Origin of the sequence: Stenotrophomonas terrae, assembly GCF_039674165.1 — a bacterium.
Taxonomy (GTDB): Bacteria; Pseudomonadota; Gammaproteobacteria; order Xanthomonadales; family Xanthomonadaceae; genus Stenotrophomonas; species Stenotrophomonas terrae_A.
The window spans coordinates 1-13769 of sequence record NZ_JBDJMY010000026.1 but is presented as its reverse complement, the minus strand read 5'-3'; the positions used below and the strand labels follow the sequence as shown (position 1 = coordinate 13769).

Annotated in this window: 13 protein-coding genes; 9 read left to right on the top strand and 4 right to left on the bottom strand. The window is 64.8% G+C overall.

Annotated features, from left to right (window positions below; translation table 11 throughout):
- Positions 1–33 precede the first annotated feature (33 nt).
- Positions 34–729: a TorF family putative porin gene (locus ABE493_RS12320; protein ID WP_346499205.1), complete on the top strand. Its 696-nt coding sequence runs from the start codon at positions 34–36 to the stop codon at positions 727–729.
- Positions 730–1033: 304 nt separating this feature from the next.
- Here the strand turns inward: ABE493_RS12320 and ABE493_RS12315 are convergent, their stop codons facing one another.
- Positions 1034–1315, bottom strand: coding sequence for a hypothetical protein (locus ABE493_RS12315; protein WP_346499204.1), 282 nt, complete (start codon positions 1313–1315; stop codon positions 1034–1036).
- A gap of 175 nt (positions 1316–1490) precedes the next feature.
- Between ABE493_RS12315 and ABE493_RS12310 the strand changes: the two genes are divergently transcribed.
- Genes ABE493_RS12310 through bioD form a run of 3 tightly spaced genes read left to right on the top strand, consistent with a single transcriptional unit; the run spans position 1491 to position 4058 of the window.
- On the top strand, positions 1491–2069 hold the full coding sequence (locus ABE493_RS12310; RefSeq protein WP_430980769.1) for a M23 family metallopeptidase: 579 nt from the start codon (positions 1491–1493) through the stop codon (positions 2067–2069).
- A gap of 49 nt (positions 2070–2118) precedes the next feature.
- Entirely contained in the window at positions 2119–3411 is a 1293-nt protein-coding gene (gene bioA / locus ABE493_RS12305) for an adenosylmethionine--8-amino-7-oxononanoate transaminase (RefSeq protein WP_346499202.1), read from the top strand.
- A complete protein-coding gene (bioD, locus tag ABE493_RS12300; protein ID WP_346499201.1) occupies positions 3408–4058 on the top strand; it encodes a dethiobiotin synthase in 651 nt (216 codons plus the stop codon). Before bioA ends, bioD begins: the two co-directional genes overlap by 4 nt.
- A 169-nt stretch (positions 4059–4227) precedes the next feature.
- Here bioD and ABE493_RS12295 read toward each other — a convergent pair whose 3' ends face one another.
- A complete protein-coding gene (locus ABE493_RS12295; RefSeq protein ID WP_346499200.1) occupies positions 4228–6633 on the bottom strand; it encodes a membrane-bound PQQ-dependent dehydrogenase, glucose/quinate/shikimate family in 2406 nt (801 codons plus the stop codon).
- A 118-nt stretch (positions 6634–6751) separates the two neighbouring features.
- Here ABE493_RS12295 and ABE493_RS12290 point away from each other — a divergent pair, with 118 nt between their 5' ends.
- The 3 genes from ABE493_RS12290 to ABE493_RS12280 all read left to right on the top strand — a co-directional run bounded on the left by ABE493_RS12290 (position 6752) and on the right by ABE493_RS12280 (position 9297).
- Positions 6752–7828, top strand: coding sequence for an SPFH and helix-turn-helix domain-containing protein (locus ABE493_RS12290; protein ID WP_346499199.1), 1077 nt, complete (start codon positions 6752–6754; stop codon positions 7826–7828).
- Positions 7828–9027 carry a hypothetical protein gene (locus ABE493_RS12285; protein WP_346499198.1) on the top strand — a complete coding sequence of 400 codons (1200 nt, stop codon included), beginning with the start codon at positions 7828–7830 and terminating at the stop codon, positions 9025–9027. The genes ABE493_RS12290 and ABE493_RS12285 overlap by 1 nt, the downstream gene beginning before the upstream one ends.
- Before the next feature lie 129 nt (positions 9028–9156).
- Positions 9157–9297, top strand: a complete 141-nt coding sequence (locus tag ABE493_RS12280; protein ID WP_346499197.1) for a hypothetical protein — start codon at positions 9157–9159, stop codon at positions 9295–9297.
- Between the two features lie 79 nt (positions 9298–9376).
- Here ABE493_RS12280 and ABE493_RS12275 read toward each other — a convergent pair whose 3' ends face one another.
- Positions 9377–9736, bottom strand: coding sequence for a DUF1428 domain-containing protein (locus ABE493_RS12275; protein ID WP_346499196.1), 360 nt, complete (start codon positions 9734–9736; stop codon positions 9377–9379).
- Between the two features lie 705 nt (positions 9737–10441).
- Here ABE493_RS12275 and ABE493_RS12270 point away from each other — a divergent pair.
- The gene (locus ABE493_RS12270) at positions 10442–11458 is read left to right on the top strand and encodes a hypothetical protein (RefSeq protein ID WP_346499195.1); all 1017 of its coding nucleotides are present in this window, start codon (positions 10442–10444) and stop codon (positions 11456–11458) included.
- Between the two features lie 376 nt (positions 11459–11834).
- Here the strand turns inward: ABE493_RS12270 and ABE493_RS12265 are convergent, their stop codons facing one another.
- Complete coding sequence (locus ABE493_RS12265) at positions 11835–12479, bottom strand: histidine phosphatase family protein (RefSeq protein WP_303749072.1); 645 nt, start codon at positions 12477–12479, stop codon at positions 11835–11837.
- Between the two features lie 300 nt (positions 12480–12779).
- Here ABE493_RS12265 and ABE493_RS12260 point away from each other — a divergent pair, with 300 nt between their 5' ends.
- Entirely contained in the window at positions 12780–13652 is an 873-nt protein-coding gene (locus tag ABE493_RS12260; protein ID WP_346499194.1) for a type II toxin-antitoxin system RelE/ParE family toxin, read from the top strand.
- Positions 13653–13769: the final 117 nt, after the last annotated feature.

The window sequence follows — 13769 nt, the reverse complement described above, 5'->3', positions numbered from 1 at the left end:
CGCGCAGCTCGCGTGGCCGCCTTCGGAAAGCCCATGGAAACCCGCCGTGCTTCGTTGTGTCTCGCCACCCTTGTTGCCCTCGCCGCCAGTGCCGATGCATTGGCCATCGACACCAGCGGCAGCGCCGTACTGACCAGTGATTACGTATGGCGCGGCTCCAGCCAGAGCCAGGGCGATGCTGCAATACAGGCAGGCTTTCGGTTGGCCGGCGCCTATGGGGCGTACGCCGCTGTCTCCGGTTCCAGCGTCGAGTTCGCGCCGGAAACGCATGCCAGCAGCGAGCTGGACTTCATCGTCGGCTGGAACGGCAAGCTGGCTGGTGCGTGGACGCTGGACGCCAACCTGCTGCACTACCGCTACCCCGCCACCACGGTCGACCTCAACTGGACCGAGCTCAACACCACGCTGACCTGGAAGGACAACTATTGGCTGTCGCTGGGCTGGTCACCGCAGGCGCTGGGAACTACGCAGGACGGCTTGTACAGCCAGCTCGGGGTACGTGTGCCGGTGTCGCCGCAACTGCGGCTTGAAGCCGCTGCTGGTTGGTACCAGCTGCAGGATGCGGCGGGCGGTGGCTACGCACACGGCCAACTCAGTGCGATTTGGTCGGTGGCTGCCCCGGTGGAGCTGCGCCTGAGTGGGCATTTCACCGATCAGCATGCGCGGGAACTGTTTGGCGACAACGCCGCAGGCACCCGCTGGGAAGCTGCCGTGCAGGCATCGTTCTGATGGCCGTCAGTGCTGTGGCTGTGGGAGCGGCGTAAGCCGCGAAGCTGACATAAATGAACGATCAACTTATCTGTGATCTGAAGATGTATGAGCTTCGCGACTGACGTCGCTCCTACAACAGTTCATTGCCCCACCTTTTGTAGGAGCGGCATAAGCCGCGAAGCTGGCGTCAATGATTGGCCAAATTGCCTGCGATCTGAAGATGCACGAGCTTCGCGACTGACGTCGCTCCTACAACGGTGCATTGCCCCGCCTTTTGTGGGAGCGGCATAAGCCGCGAAGCTCGCAGCATTGAGCTACCCCATCAACCACGATCCGACAGTGCATGAGCACCACCATTCACACCGCTGCCACATTGCAGCCTGCCGCCAGCGAAACTCAGCATTAGCTGGACGACCGCGATGAGCGCGATGATCATTGATGCTTCACCGCTACTCGCCAGGAAGGCCATCAGCAATGCTATGAGCCCCAGGATTGAAATGGCATCGAAAAGCAATCGACTGAAGCACCATGCACAAGTCAATAGCAGCAGATACATCGCTGCGGGAATCGCCGGTGTACGGGTGATGAAGTAGAGAATGTCCACGTGCGGGATGCATGTGCGATGGGTTCGGAGGTGCACAATCTAGCTGCGTTGCGTGTGCGCTATATGCGCCCAATGTGAAGCGAATTTGAAGTGCTAACCGCCGAATTCCGGTAATGAAAATGTTGTGGAAATTCGCCACAACCACCTGCTAGCTTTTGGCATCCAGCAGACCTTCATCAGGTGCACTTTGACTTCTTCCCCACGCATCACGCCATTACGCGCGACAGGCTTGCTCCTATTGCTGGTAGTACTGTCATTGGCCGGCAACTGGCTATGGCAGCAGCCCTTCAGCGTGGTCGCCCGCGAAAGCTGGAAGCTCTCCCGCCTGCCGGCGCCAACGGCCATTGCCGTGCCGGTGCAGGGCATCAAACCGCGCCAGATCGCCGATACCTTCGGCGCGCCACGCGGCCGTGATCGCAAGCATCATGGCGTCGATATCTTCGCCAAGCGTGGTACGCCGGTGCTCGCAGCTACCGATGGCGTGGCGGCGGCGGTGCGCGACAGTGGTCTGGGTGGGCGCCAGGTATGGGTGATCGGGCCGGCCGGGCAACGGCATTACTACGCGCATCTGCAGGACTGGGTGCCGGGGCTGGCCTACGGGCGCATCGTGCAGGCGGGCGATGTGCTGGGCTTTGTCGGTGACAGCGGCAATGCGCGCGGCACACCGCCGCACCTGCATTACGGCATCTACGCTGGCGACGGCCCGTTCGACCCGCTGCCGCTGATGCATGCAGGCCAGCCGCGCAAGCGGTAAGGTACGCCCCCTGCAAGCCGCGCTGCCGTGGCGTGATATGTACCCGACAATGCTGATTGATCAATTCGACCGTGACCACCTGTGGCACCCCTATAGCGCCCTCGGCAGCCCGGTGCCGGTGCTGAAGGTAGCGCGCGCCGACGGCGTGCTGCTGCAGCTGGACGACGGCACCCAGCTGATCGATGGCATGGCCTCATGGTGGTGCGCCATTCATGGTTACAACCACCCGCAGCTGAACCAGGCTGTGGTCGAGCAGCTTGGGCGCATGTCGCACGTGATGTTTGGTGGGCTCACCCACGAGCCGGCCATCGCCCTGGGCAAGCAGCTGCTGCAGATCGTGCCCAAGGGGCTGGATGCGATCTTCTACGCCGACTCTGGTTCGGTGTCGGTGGAAGTGGCGTTGAAGATGGCGGTGCAGTACCAGGTGGCGCGCGGCAAACCCGGTAAAAGCAATATCGCCACCACCCGCTCGGGCTATCACGGCGATACCTGGAACGCGATGTCGGTCTGCGATCCGGTCACCGGCATGCATGGTCTGTTCGGCGCGTCGCTGCCGTCGCGTTGTTTTGTTCCCGCCCCGCAGACCCGCTTCGGCGACGACTGGGACCCTGCCGACATCGCACCGGTCGCGCAGCTGTTTGCCGAACGTGCCGATCAGCTGGCTGCCTTCATCATCGAACCGGTGGTACAGGGCGCCGGTGGCATGCGTTTCTATCACCCGCAGTATCTGCGTGAGCTGGTGGCACTGTGCCGCACGCACGACGTTTTGCTGATCTGTGACGAGATCGCTACCGGCTTCGGTCGCAGCGGCCGCCTGTTCGGTTGCGAGCACGCCGGCATCAGCCCGGACATCCTGTGCATCGGCAAGGCGTTGACCGGCGGCTACATGACCCTGGCTGCCACGCTGTGCACGCGCGAGGTGGCCGATGTGATCGCCAGCGCCGCACCGGGCGTGTTCATGCACGGCCCGACCTTCATGGCCAACCCGCTGGCCTGTGCGGTGGCATTGGCGTCGGTACAGCTGCTGTTGGCGCAGGATTGGCAGGGCAGGGTAGCGGCGATTGAAGGCCAGCTTGAACAGGGCCTGGCGCCCGCACGCGTGCTGCCGCAGGTTGCCGATGTACGTGTGCTCGGTGCGATCGGCGTGATCGAATTGAAGGCTGGCCTGCGGCTGGAACGCATCCAGCAGCGGATGTTGGAACACGGTATCTGGATCCGGCCATTCGGCCGACTGGTCTATGTGATGCCGCCATTTGTGATCGACGATGCGCAGCTGCAACAGCTGTGCGCAGGCATGGTTGCGCTCGTGGCCAGCCTGCAGGACGAGGATATGCGCGCATGAGTGGCAGGATCGTATTTGTCAGTGGCATCGATACCGAGATCGGCAAGACCGTGGTCACCGGTTGGCTGGCCCAGCAATGGGCGGCACGGGGTGAAAACGTGATCACCCAGAAGCTGGTGCAGACCGGTTGCGTGGGTGCCTCCGACGACATCCTGCTGCACCGGCGGATCATGGGCACGGGTTTGTTCGACGAGGACCGCGATGGCACCACCATGCCGGCGTTGTTCGCCTACCCGGCATCGCCGCATCTGTCGGCGCGGCTGGAGCAGCGACCGCTGGATCTTGCCGCGATCGAAGCGGGCACCGCGCGCTTATGCGAACGCTACGAGACCGTGTTGATCGAAGGTGCCGGAGGTTTGATGGTGCCGTTGACCGAGCAGTTGCTGACGATTGATTACGTGGCCGAAAAGGGATGGCCGGTGCTGCTGGTCACCTCCGGGCGACTGGGCAGCATCAATCACACCCTGCTGTCGCTGGAGGCGCTCGCCGCGCGTGGCATCGCCCTGCATGGCGTGGCCTGGAACAGCCGCGATGACAGCACTGACGAGCTGATCGCAGCCGACAGCCGCGGCTTCATCCGCGACTGGGTGATGAAACGGTTCCCGGATGCTGCCTGGTACGACGTGCCACGGATTGATCTGGGCTGATTGAGTTCCTGGCGAAACGCACCCCTCCCCAACCCTCCCCTACGCGTTGCGCAAGGGAGGGGGCGGATCGTGCGGTGCTGAAGCTGTTGCTTGTGCTCCCTCCCTTTGCCGAAGGCAAGGGGAGGGTTGGGGAGGGGTGCTTCTGCCCCTGCTTCAGCCATTAAAGACCTCACTTCTTCAACTTGTACGCCAGCACATAATCGCCAGCCTTGGTGCCGGTCGAGCCGTGCCCGCCAGCTACCAGCAGCACCATCTGCTCGCCCTGGCTGTTGAGGTAGGTCATCGGCGTTGCCTGTCCGCCGGCAGGAATGCGCACATCCCACAGCACCTTGCCGGTGGCCAGATCGTAGGCGCGGAAGTTGTCGTCTGTGGCCGCGCTCATGAAGGCCACGCCGGTGGAGGTCAGCATCGGTCCGCCGATACCGGGCACACCAATGCGGATCGGCAACGGGATCGGTGACAGGTCGCGGATGGTGCCATTGCGGTGCTGGTAGGCGATCTTGCCGGTGCGCAGGTCGGCGGCGGCGATCGTGCCCCACGGTGGCACATGGCAGGGCACACCGATCGGTGACATGAAAGGCGTCATCTCCACCGCGTAGTCAGCGCCCTTGTTCTCGTTGAGGCCGTGCTCGCCCTTGTTCATCGCGCGCCCGCCGGTCTCGTTCTTGGGCACCAGCCTGGACACGAAGGCCAGGTAGGTCGGCATGCCGAACATCACCTGCCGTTGCGGGTCCACCGCCACGCTGCCCCAGTTGAAGGTGCCGAAGTTGCCCGGGTAGATGAGACTGCCCTGCAGTGTTGGTGGGGTATAGCGGCCGTCATAGCGCAGCTGCCGGAACTGGATGCGGCACAGCATCTGGTCGATCAGGCTTGCGCCCCACATGTCGGCCTCGCGCAGTGGCTTGGGTTCAAAGCTCAACGCGGAGGAGGGTTGGGTGGGGGCGGCGTGCTGGCCGGGGATGTCCACGTGCTGGGGCGCCGTGCGCTCGCTGATCGGCAGCAGTGGCTTGCCGTCGCGGCGGTCCAGCACATAGATGTCGCCCTGCTTGGTCGGCTGCACCAGCGCCGGTACGCGGCCCTGCGGCAGGTCCAGGTCGAGCAGTACCGGTTGCGCCGGGGTGTCCATGTCCCACAGGTCGTGATGCACGAACTGCTGCACCCAGCGCACCTGGCCGCTGCCGATATCCAGCGCCACCACCGATGAGGCATAGGTTTCCTCGGCCGGGCTGCGGTACATGCCGAGCTGGTCGGGGGTGCGGTTGCCCATCGGGAAGTAGGCCAGGCCCAGTGCTTCGTCGGCACTGGCCACCGACCAGCTGTTCGGCGAGCTGGGCGTGTAGACCTGGTTGGGATTGTTCGGGTCCAGCGGCGCGGTCTGGGTGGGGTTGCCGGAGTCCCAGTTCCACAGCAGCTGGCCGCTGTGCACGTCATAGGCGCGGATCACGCCCGAGGGCGAGTTGATCGCATAGTCGTCATTGACCGCGCCAGCGACGATGACCTTGCCGCCGGCCACCAGCGGCGGCGAGGTGGAGTAGTAATAACCGGCCTGCTTGAACGGCATGTTGTGCAGCAGGTCGAGCACGCCGTTGTTGCCGAAATCCGTGCAGTGCTGGCCGGTCTGCGCATCCAGCGCGTGCAGCTTGGCGTCGGCGCTGGGCAGGAACACGCGGCTGCTGCAGGCCTGGCCCGCTGCGGGCACGGCCGCCGGTGCAGGCGCGGCGGCTGTGGAAGCGGTCGCCGCCGTGCTGGCGGGCGTTGTTGCGGCGGCGGGGGTGGGCTCGGTGTAGTACGAGAGCCCGCGGCAGGTCTGGTGCTGGCGCTGTGGCTCCATGCCGGCGGCGGGGTCGAACTTCCACAGCACCTTGCCGGTATCGGCATCCAGCGCGAAGGCCAGGCTGTGCGGCGTGCACAGGTAGAGCGTGTTGCCGATCTTCAGTGGGGTGACCTCGTAGGTGGTCTCACCCACGTCCTGCGGCAGGCGCACGTCGCCGGTCTGCATCTGCCAGGCCAGCTGCAGCTGGCCGACATTGGCCGGGGTGATCTGCGCCAGCGGCGAGTAGCGCTGGCCGTAGCCGCTGCGCCCGTAGGCCTGCCATTCGCCGTCCGGCTGCGGGCTGTCGCCCAGCGCCGGGTTGGCGTTGACGATGTCCATCGGCAGGGTTCCGTCGATCTCGTGCAGGTGACGCGGGATGCCCGCCAAGGCAACCGCCGCCACCGCCAGCGAGACCAGCAGCACCGGCCAACCGGCCGGGCCGGTATAGCCGCGCGGGCTGGAGCGGCGCGCGGCCGGCAAGGCCATCAGCAGGCCCAGCAGCACCGGCACGCCCAGGCGGGTGGCCAGCGGCCACCAGTACAGGCCCGCTTCCCACAGTGACCAGGCCAGCAGCACCAGCAGCCAACCGGCGTACAGCCAGGTAGGCCAGCGCCGGTGGCGCCACAGGCCCCAGGCAACCATCAGCAGCAGCAGGCCGCTGAGCAGGTAGAACGGGCTGCCGTGCAGGGCTAGCAGCCAGCTGCCACCTACGGCCAGGGCCAGCCCGAACAGGCTCGTCAACAACAGGGTCAGAAAACGCATGGCGTCCCCCAGGTACAAAAGATGTACCTATGCTGCGCGCAGTCATGTCTGCATGGCGTCACGCGCGTTGTTAACAATCCGGCCGTAGAATCACGGTCTTGTCGACTGGGGATTGAGCATGAGCATTCTGGACTTCATCAAGAAGGAACTGATCGAGATCATCGAGTGGACCGATGACTCGCGGGATACGCTGTCCTACCGTTGGCCCGACGAGGACCGCCAGATCAAGAATGGCGCGCAGCTGATCGTGCGCGAGTCGCAGATGGTGCAGTTCGTCGCCGCCGGCCAGTACGCCGATCTGTTCGGCCCGGGCAAGCACACGCTGAGCACCCAGAACATCCCGGTGCTGTCCACCATCCTGGGCTGGAAGTACGGCTTTGAATCGCCGTTCAAGTGCGATGTCTATTACCTCAATACGCGCCTGTTCACCGGCAACAAATGGGGCACGTCCAACCCGGTGATGATGCGTGATGCTGATTTCGGCGTGGTCCGCCTGCGCGCGTTCGGCACCTACGATTTCCGCATCGTCGACCCGCCCAGGTTCCTCAAGGAAGTGGCCGGTACCGACCAGAATTTCCGTCTGGACGAGTTCGCCGACACCATGCGTTCGCGCATCGTCAGCGTGTTCACCGAGGCGCTGGCCAAGGCCGGCGTGCCGGCGCTGGACGTGGCTTCGCGTTACTCCGAGTTGGGCGAGGCGCTGCTGCCGATCATCAACCCGGCCATGACCAGCAAGTACGGCATCGAGATCACCAGCTTCATCCTGGAGAACGTGTCGGTACCGCCGGAAGTGGAGCAGGCCATCGACAAGCGTTCCAGCATGGGCGTGATCGGCAACCTCAACGACTACGTCAAATACCAGATGGGCCACGGCATGGGCGAGGGCGGCGAAGGTGCTGCTGCTGCCGCAGTGCCGGCACAGATGGCGATGGGCTTTGGCATGGCCCAGGAAATGATGCGCAACATGCAGACCGGAGCGCCGGTGGTGCCGGGTGCTGCGGTACCGCCGCCGTTGCCTGCTGCCGGTGATGCTGTCGCGCTGGACGTGCTCACCCCCGAACAGGCCGCGCAGGCCTTGTCGGTATCGGTCGAGGACGTGATGGCGTCAATTGCCGCCGGTGACCTGAAGGCACGCAAGATCGGCAATGCCACCCGTATTGCCCGTTCCGCACTTGAAGAGTTCCTGCGCGGCTGATGAACAACGCAACAGTTGGCAAACATCCCTGCCCGGAATGCGGCGGGGATCTGCAATGGAATGCCGCCAAGCAAGCCTTGGCCTGTCCCTACTGCGGCACCATCGTGCCGCTGTCGGAGGCGGCCGCAGGCGTGGGCGATGGCAGTGGTGGTGTGGTCGAGCAGGATCTGCTGGCCGCCTTGAAGCGGTTGCAGGACGAGGCGGCGCTGCCGCCTCCGTTGCCGCCGAAGCCGCAGGGCGGCGTGGTCGGCATGCTGCAGAGCATGGCCGCCACCCCGGCCGAGCAACGCGGCTACGGCGCGCAGCCGCGCGAGGTGCAATGCCAGAGCTGCCATGCAATCTCGGTGTTCGTCGATGGCAAGGTGGCCGACCGCTGCGAGTTCTGCGGTTCGCCATCGATCATCGATCACGAGTCGCTGGGCGATGCGATCACCCCGCAGAGCGTGCTGCCGTTCAAGATCAGCGACGGCCAGGTACGCGACATCATCCGCAAGTGGTATGGCACGCGCTGGTTTGCGCCGAGCAAGCTCAAGCGCGCTGCGCTGACCGATACGCTCAAGGGCATGTACCTGCCGTACTGGACGTTCGATGCGCAGGTTGCCGCGCGCTGGACTGCCGAGGCCGGGCACTACTACTACGTCAGCGTCAGCTACCGCGATTCCAAGGGCAACAGCCAGACCCGGCAGGAACGGCGGATACGCTGGGAGCCTGCATCCGGTTCGCTGCAGCACTTCTTCGACGATGAGCTGGTGCCGGGAACGGTAGGTGTGCATCCGGAACTGTTGGACAAGATCGGCCGGTTCCCGACCACCAGCGATTTGAAGCCGTACTCGCCAGAGTTCGTGCGCGGCTGGACGGTGGAGCGTTACCAGGTGGATCTGCGCCAGGCCGCGCAGCTTGGTGAGGAGCAGATGCAGGCGCAGACCCGCTACCTGTGTTCCGAACAGGTGCCCGGTGATACCCAGCGCAACCTGCAGGTGCAGGCCACTTACAGCAAGCGCACTTTCAAGCACATCCTGGTGCCGGTGTGGCTGGTCAGTTACACCTATGGTTCGCGCAGCTTCCAGATATTGGCCAATGGCTATACCGGTGCACTGGCCGGTGAGCGCCCCTACAGCGCATGGAAGATTTTCTTCGCGGTGCTGGGCGCAGTGTTGGTACTGCTGCTTATGTTGTTGGTGCTGGGCGGCGGGCGCTGACAAGGCGAAGTTATCTGCCCGATGCGGTGCCGCGCCGCATCGGGTTCAGCTTCAGCGCTTGAAATGCAGGCTTTCAACGCCATATAGGGACGTTGGAATGCAACAAGAGGGAGGCTTATGGAAGCCAACATGGCTGGACGCGTCCAGTGCAACAAGTGCAAGGCGGTCTACGCACCGGTGATCAAAGTGCTGGAACGGGTATGCCCCGAATGCCTTTCGATGAAAACGGTAGTGCTGCAGGCGCCGCAGATGGCGCGCAGCAACGGCTGAGCGCAGCCACAACAGATACGACAAGGCCAGGCAGCGTCCTGGCCTTTTCATTGCCCGCGCCACGCGCCGGGCTGCGCGCTTACTCGCCCAGATGCACCACCGGCAGGAACCCACCGTAGACCAGGCGCTTGCCATCGAAGGGCATGGGATTGGTGGCCGGGTCCATGCGCGGGTCTTCCATCATCCGGCGCATGCCAGCATCGCGGGTGGCCTTGTCCGGCCACTCTATCCACGAAAACACCACCGCCTCATCATCCTTGGCCTGCACGGCGCGGTAGAAGTCGGTCAGCGTTCCATGTGGCACGTCATCGGACCAGCACTCGGTGACGCGCAGCGCGCCGAACTCGATGAACAGCGCATCGGCGGTGTGTGCGTGCTGGATGAACTTGGCCTTGTTGGCCAGTGGCACGGCGGCCAGAAAACCATCGACGTAAGACATGGCAGACCTCGCGGGAGTGGGCGGCAGTAGAGGCCGTCTTCAGTGGAAACGGCGGGAACGGGCACCTGTGATTGTGCGCCAGGCAATGTTGCGGCTGTGCAAAAGCCGCTGCGTGCGGACTGCAGGGCGGGGCGCGGAGGCGGCGGTTATGGGGTATGGCGCACAGATGGCAGGCGCGCCGGCGCGAGCTGGGTGACGATGCTTGCTGAATTGATTTTCATCAGGGTTGTGCTGCGGGCGGATGCCGACAATGGCCTCATTCGGGAAAGGCCCAAGGATATGAACACGCTTGCGAAGCCTGCTGTACGGGGTGCCGGGCCGGGTAGTCCGTCGGATGAGTCCCAAAAACAGCTGCGGGCGGTAGCCGTAGCGCCAGCGCATATGGCAAAAATCGACGGGATGACAAACATTCGTTCAATGAATGCCGGTTGCCGCCGCTATCGGGGGATGCCGCGTTCAACAATGGCAGCGCCATGTTGCTTCGGAACGGCATCCCTGCTCAAACCGGTCCCGCCATCGGCGCTGCAGGCGCAGCCGCCGTAAGCCTGTGATGGGCGTGCAGGAGGCGCTGGAGTGTCATTGCTTCACCACCGCCCCCGCCCCGGAGAGTTCAGGCAGGGCGGCTGCTTGGCCGAGCGACAGAGTTCAAGAACACACGCGATTGACCGCATACCGTCAGCTTAGGCTGGCATCAGGAGAGTTGTGATGCAGTTTGTTTCCCGTAATGCACTGGCCACCGCGCTGGCCGCGCTGTGTCTGCCGGGTTTGGCCTGGGCACAGGACGCCACGCCGGCCACCAAGGTATCGGCGCAGATTTTCGTCAATGCCAGCCAGCTCGACCGTGATGGCGTGGTCAGCGCTGATGAAGGTCTGGCGATGGACCTGAAGCGCACTTTCATCACCGTGGATCATCGCTTCAACCAGCAGTGGTCGGCGCAGGTCACCACCGATGTGCAGTGGCTGCGCAATAGCGACCCAACCGATGTATGGCTGCGTCACGCCTACCTGCAGCGCAGTTTCGGCAAGGGCACCTGGCTGCGCTTCGGCAATGCGCCGACGCCGTGGATCCAGCAGGAATCGGCGCGGGATGGCTACCGTTATGTTGACGGTGCGCTGATCACCCGCACCAAGATGGGCGTTGCAGCGGATTACGGCGTGCATGGCCAATACACCCATGGCGACTTCACCTATGCCGCCTCGGTGATCACCGGTGGTGGCTACCAGAAGCCGCGTCTGGGCAATCGCCCGGACATCGAGGCGCGGGTTGGTTGGGCGCCGGCCAAAGGCGTTGAGCTCGCGCTGGGCGGCTATCGCGGGACCCGTGCATTGGATGCCGGCGACCGGCCGCGTGAGCACACCGCGCAGCGCTGGAACGCGATGGCCAGCTGGGTAGGCGAGCGTGGCCGGATTGGCGCGCAGTATTTCCAGGCGGAGGATTGGACCCGTGTGGTCAAGCCGGGCAGCGACGATCAGCGCGGCTGGTCGGTGTGGGGCAGCTACCAGCTGAGTCCGCAGTACGCGGTGTTCACCCGGCACGAGGACAGCCGCATGAGTCTGGACATCGACCCGCGCAACAAGGAGAGGTACCACCTGGTTGGCGTGGAATGGAAGCCGAACAAGAACCTGCGGCTGGCGGCAGTGGGCAAGCAGGTGGTGCAGGAGACCGCAACGGCGCGCAAGGAAAGCCACGAAGCCGGTGTGTGGGCGCAGATCGCGTTCTGATCGTCTTGCAGCAATAGCGGCAAGGCGGCTAGCTGCTTTGCTCCTCCCCTTTGGCCAAGCCAAGGGGGAGGTTGGGAGGGGGTTGGCTTTTGCTTGGAGCTTTGCGTTTGCTGTCCAAAGCACCCCTCCCCAGCCCGCCCGGCCCGAAGGCACAGCCTTCGGTCGTTCATCAGGCCGCGCGCCAGTGGCGCGCAAGCAGGCCTTCTTCACCCCCTTCGCTGCGCGAAAGGGAGGGGGCGTAGTGCCGAGCCATGCTCGGCAGAGGCGTCACCGGCAATGCCAAATGTAGTGCCGAGCCATGCTCGGCAGGAGCTTCACCGGTAGAGCCTCAGCCGAGCATGGCTCGGCACTACCCGAAGCGGGCTACGTGGTCCGATTACAGCGCGCGGTGCTTGGCTTCGCCGAAGAACGGGGTGTGGTGGGCGCAGTCGTTCAATCGCACCACTTCCAGATGCTCCACGTCCGGGCCTTCGAGCAGGTTCAGCGTGGTCGGGGCCTGGCGGAAGCTCCACAGCTTGGAGATCGGCAAACCCAGGATGCGGCACAGAATCACCCGGTTGACCGCGTCATGCGCGACCACCAGCAAGGTGTCGTCTTCGCCCAGCCCTTCGGCGGCAGCGGTCAGGCCGCGCCAGCTGCGGTCCAGCACCTGTCGCAGCGATTCGCCGCCGGGCATCAGCACGGTGTCGGGTTCCTCGCGCCAGGCGCGCAGGCGTGCGGGGTCCTTTTCATCGATCTCGCTGGCAAGCAGACCTTCCCATTCGCCGTGGGCGATTTCCTGCAGGTCCGGCTCGGTCAGCAGCATGCTTTCCCGTGCGCTGCCCAGCGCGGCCTTGGCGGTGGCCTGCGCCCGGCTCAGCGGCGAGGCCACGGCGCGGGTGATCTGCACATCGGCCAGCCGCTCGCCCAAGGCCTTGGCCTGGGCCTCACCTACCGGTGAGAGGGGAATGTCGATCTGGCCCTGATAGCGGCCTTCGGCGTTCCACGGCGTTTCGCCGTGGCGGGCAAGCAGGATGCGCATGCAGCTGTTTCCATTGTTGTGTGGGGCCCGCCAGATAGACGCGACGGGAGGCGCATCATAGCCCGGCCACAGGCCGAAGCCGCCCACGGTTACCTTCGATACAGATGTCGCAGCGCGATGGCGCAACTGTGCCCATGGTTTGTCACCCTTGCCCGCCCCACTTCAATCGCGGAGGGCAACCGGCCGCAACACTGATGGCACGGTTGTGTGCCCGGCGCAGGCGTTACCATGCCGGTTCCCTATCGGTGGCTCGGCGTGACGTCCGCACGAGGGCAGCAACTTCCAGTCCCCTGACGCGGCATGACCAGCACCTCCACCTCCCCGACGCGGTTCACTCTCAAGCTCTGGCATGAACGTCGCGACCGCTGGGCCGCGGCGCTGATCACCGTGCTGCTGCACCTGCTGATGCTGCTGCTCCTGCTGCACTCCAATCCGCCGGTGGTGGCCTCACCGCAGGGATCCTCGGGGGGCGGCCGGGTCAAGGTCGATTTCCTCGGCGAGTCACCGCCGTCCACGCAGCCAAGCAAGGTGCCGCCGCAGGACAAGCCCAACAAGCCCACCCGCGCGCAACCCAAGCCCACCACCCAGCGGCGCAGCGAGGAGCGCAAACCGGTACCGGAGGCGCGCTACATCGAGCCGCCCAGCGAACCGGAGCAGGAGCAAGCCCCAACCCAGGCGCAGGAGCAGGCCCCGGCCGCACCGCCACCGGCAGCCAGCCCGTCGGAAACCGTGCCGCGCCGGCCACAGACCTGGACCGGGCGTCCGCCCGGTTCACTGGAGCGGACCACCGCTCAGGACGATTACGGGCGTACGGCAGGCCAGGGCAATGACAGTGGCCGCCGTGTCGACCGCAGCGCGGGTGAGCCGGCGATGGAAGTCGGCGGCTACCAGATCATCTATGACCTGCTCAGCGAGGAAAAGCTGCGCGCCTGGATGGACGGGGCCAAGGAAGTCGATGGCAAGAAGGAGCTGTCGATTCCGCTGCCCGGCACCACCTACCTGATGGTCTGCCCGGCCGAAGTCGCGCTGCGCCGCGGCTCCAGCAAGTGCCGCATGCTGCAGGCCGGCTCGCCGGAGTTGCAGGACATAGGTGATGCCCGCCAGTTCGTCATCGTGATGTACGTGTACCGCTATGGCGAACTGCTGTGGCGCGGGCCGGGGCCGTACCGCTGAGGCAGGAATTTACCCCTCCCCAGCCCTCCCCTTGCCTGCGGCAAAGGGAGGGGGCAAGCGGTAGTGCCGAGCCCAGCACGGGCGAAACGTTACCCGTAGGGGCGCCCCCAGGGGAGG

Excerpts from the sequence above, each read along its gene's own strand:
- ABE493_RS12295 (WP_346499200.1), bottom strand. The coding sequence starts at position 6,633 with ATGCGTTTTCTGACCCTGTTGTTGACGAGCCTGTTCGGGCTGGCCCTG.
- ABE493_RS12280 (WP_346499197.1), top strand. The coding sequence starts at position 9,157 with ATGGCTGGACGCGTCCAGTGCAACAAGTGCAAGGCGGTCTACGCACCG.
- ABE493_RS12275 (WP_346499196.1), bottom strand. The coding sequence starts at position 9,736 with ATGTCTTACGTCGATGGTTTTCTGGCCGCCGTGCCACTGGCCAACAAG.
- ABE493_RS12290 (WP_346499199.1), top strand. The coding sequence starts at position 6,752 with ATGAGCATTCTGGACTTCATCAAGAAGGAACTGATCGAGATCATCGAG.
- ABE493_RS12270 (WP_346499195.1), top strand. The coding sequence starts at position 10,442 with ATGCAGTTTGTTTCCCGTAATGCACTGGCCACCGCGCTGGCCGCGCTG.
- bioA (WP_346499202.1), top strand. The coding sequence starts at position 2,119 with ATGCTGATTGATCAATTCGACCGTGACCACCTGTGGCACCCCTATAGC.
- ABE493_RS12265 (WP_303749072.1), bottom strand. The coding sequence starts at position 12,479 with ATGCGCATCCTGCTTGCCCGCCACGGCGAAACGCCGTGGAACGCCGAA.
- ABE493_RS12320 (WP_346499205.1), top strand. The coding sequence starts at position 34 with ATGGAAACCCGCCGTGCTTCGTTGTGTCTCGCCACCCTTGTTGCCCTC.
- ABE493_RS12285 (WP_346499198.1), top strand. The coding sequence starts at position 7,828 with ATGAACAACGCAACAGTTGGCAAACATCCCTGCCCGGAATGCGGCGGG.
- ABE493_RS12260 (WP_346499194.1), top strand. The coding sequence starts at position 12,780 with ATGACCAGCACCTCCACCTCCCCGACGCGGTTCACTCTCAAGCTCTGG.
- bioD (WP_346499201.1), top strand. The coding sequence starts at position 3,408 with ATGAGTGGCAGGATCGTATTTGTCAGTGGCATCGATACCGAGATCGGC.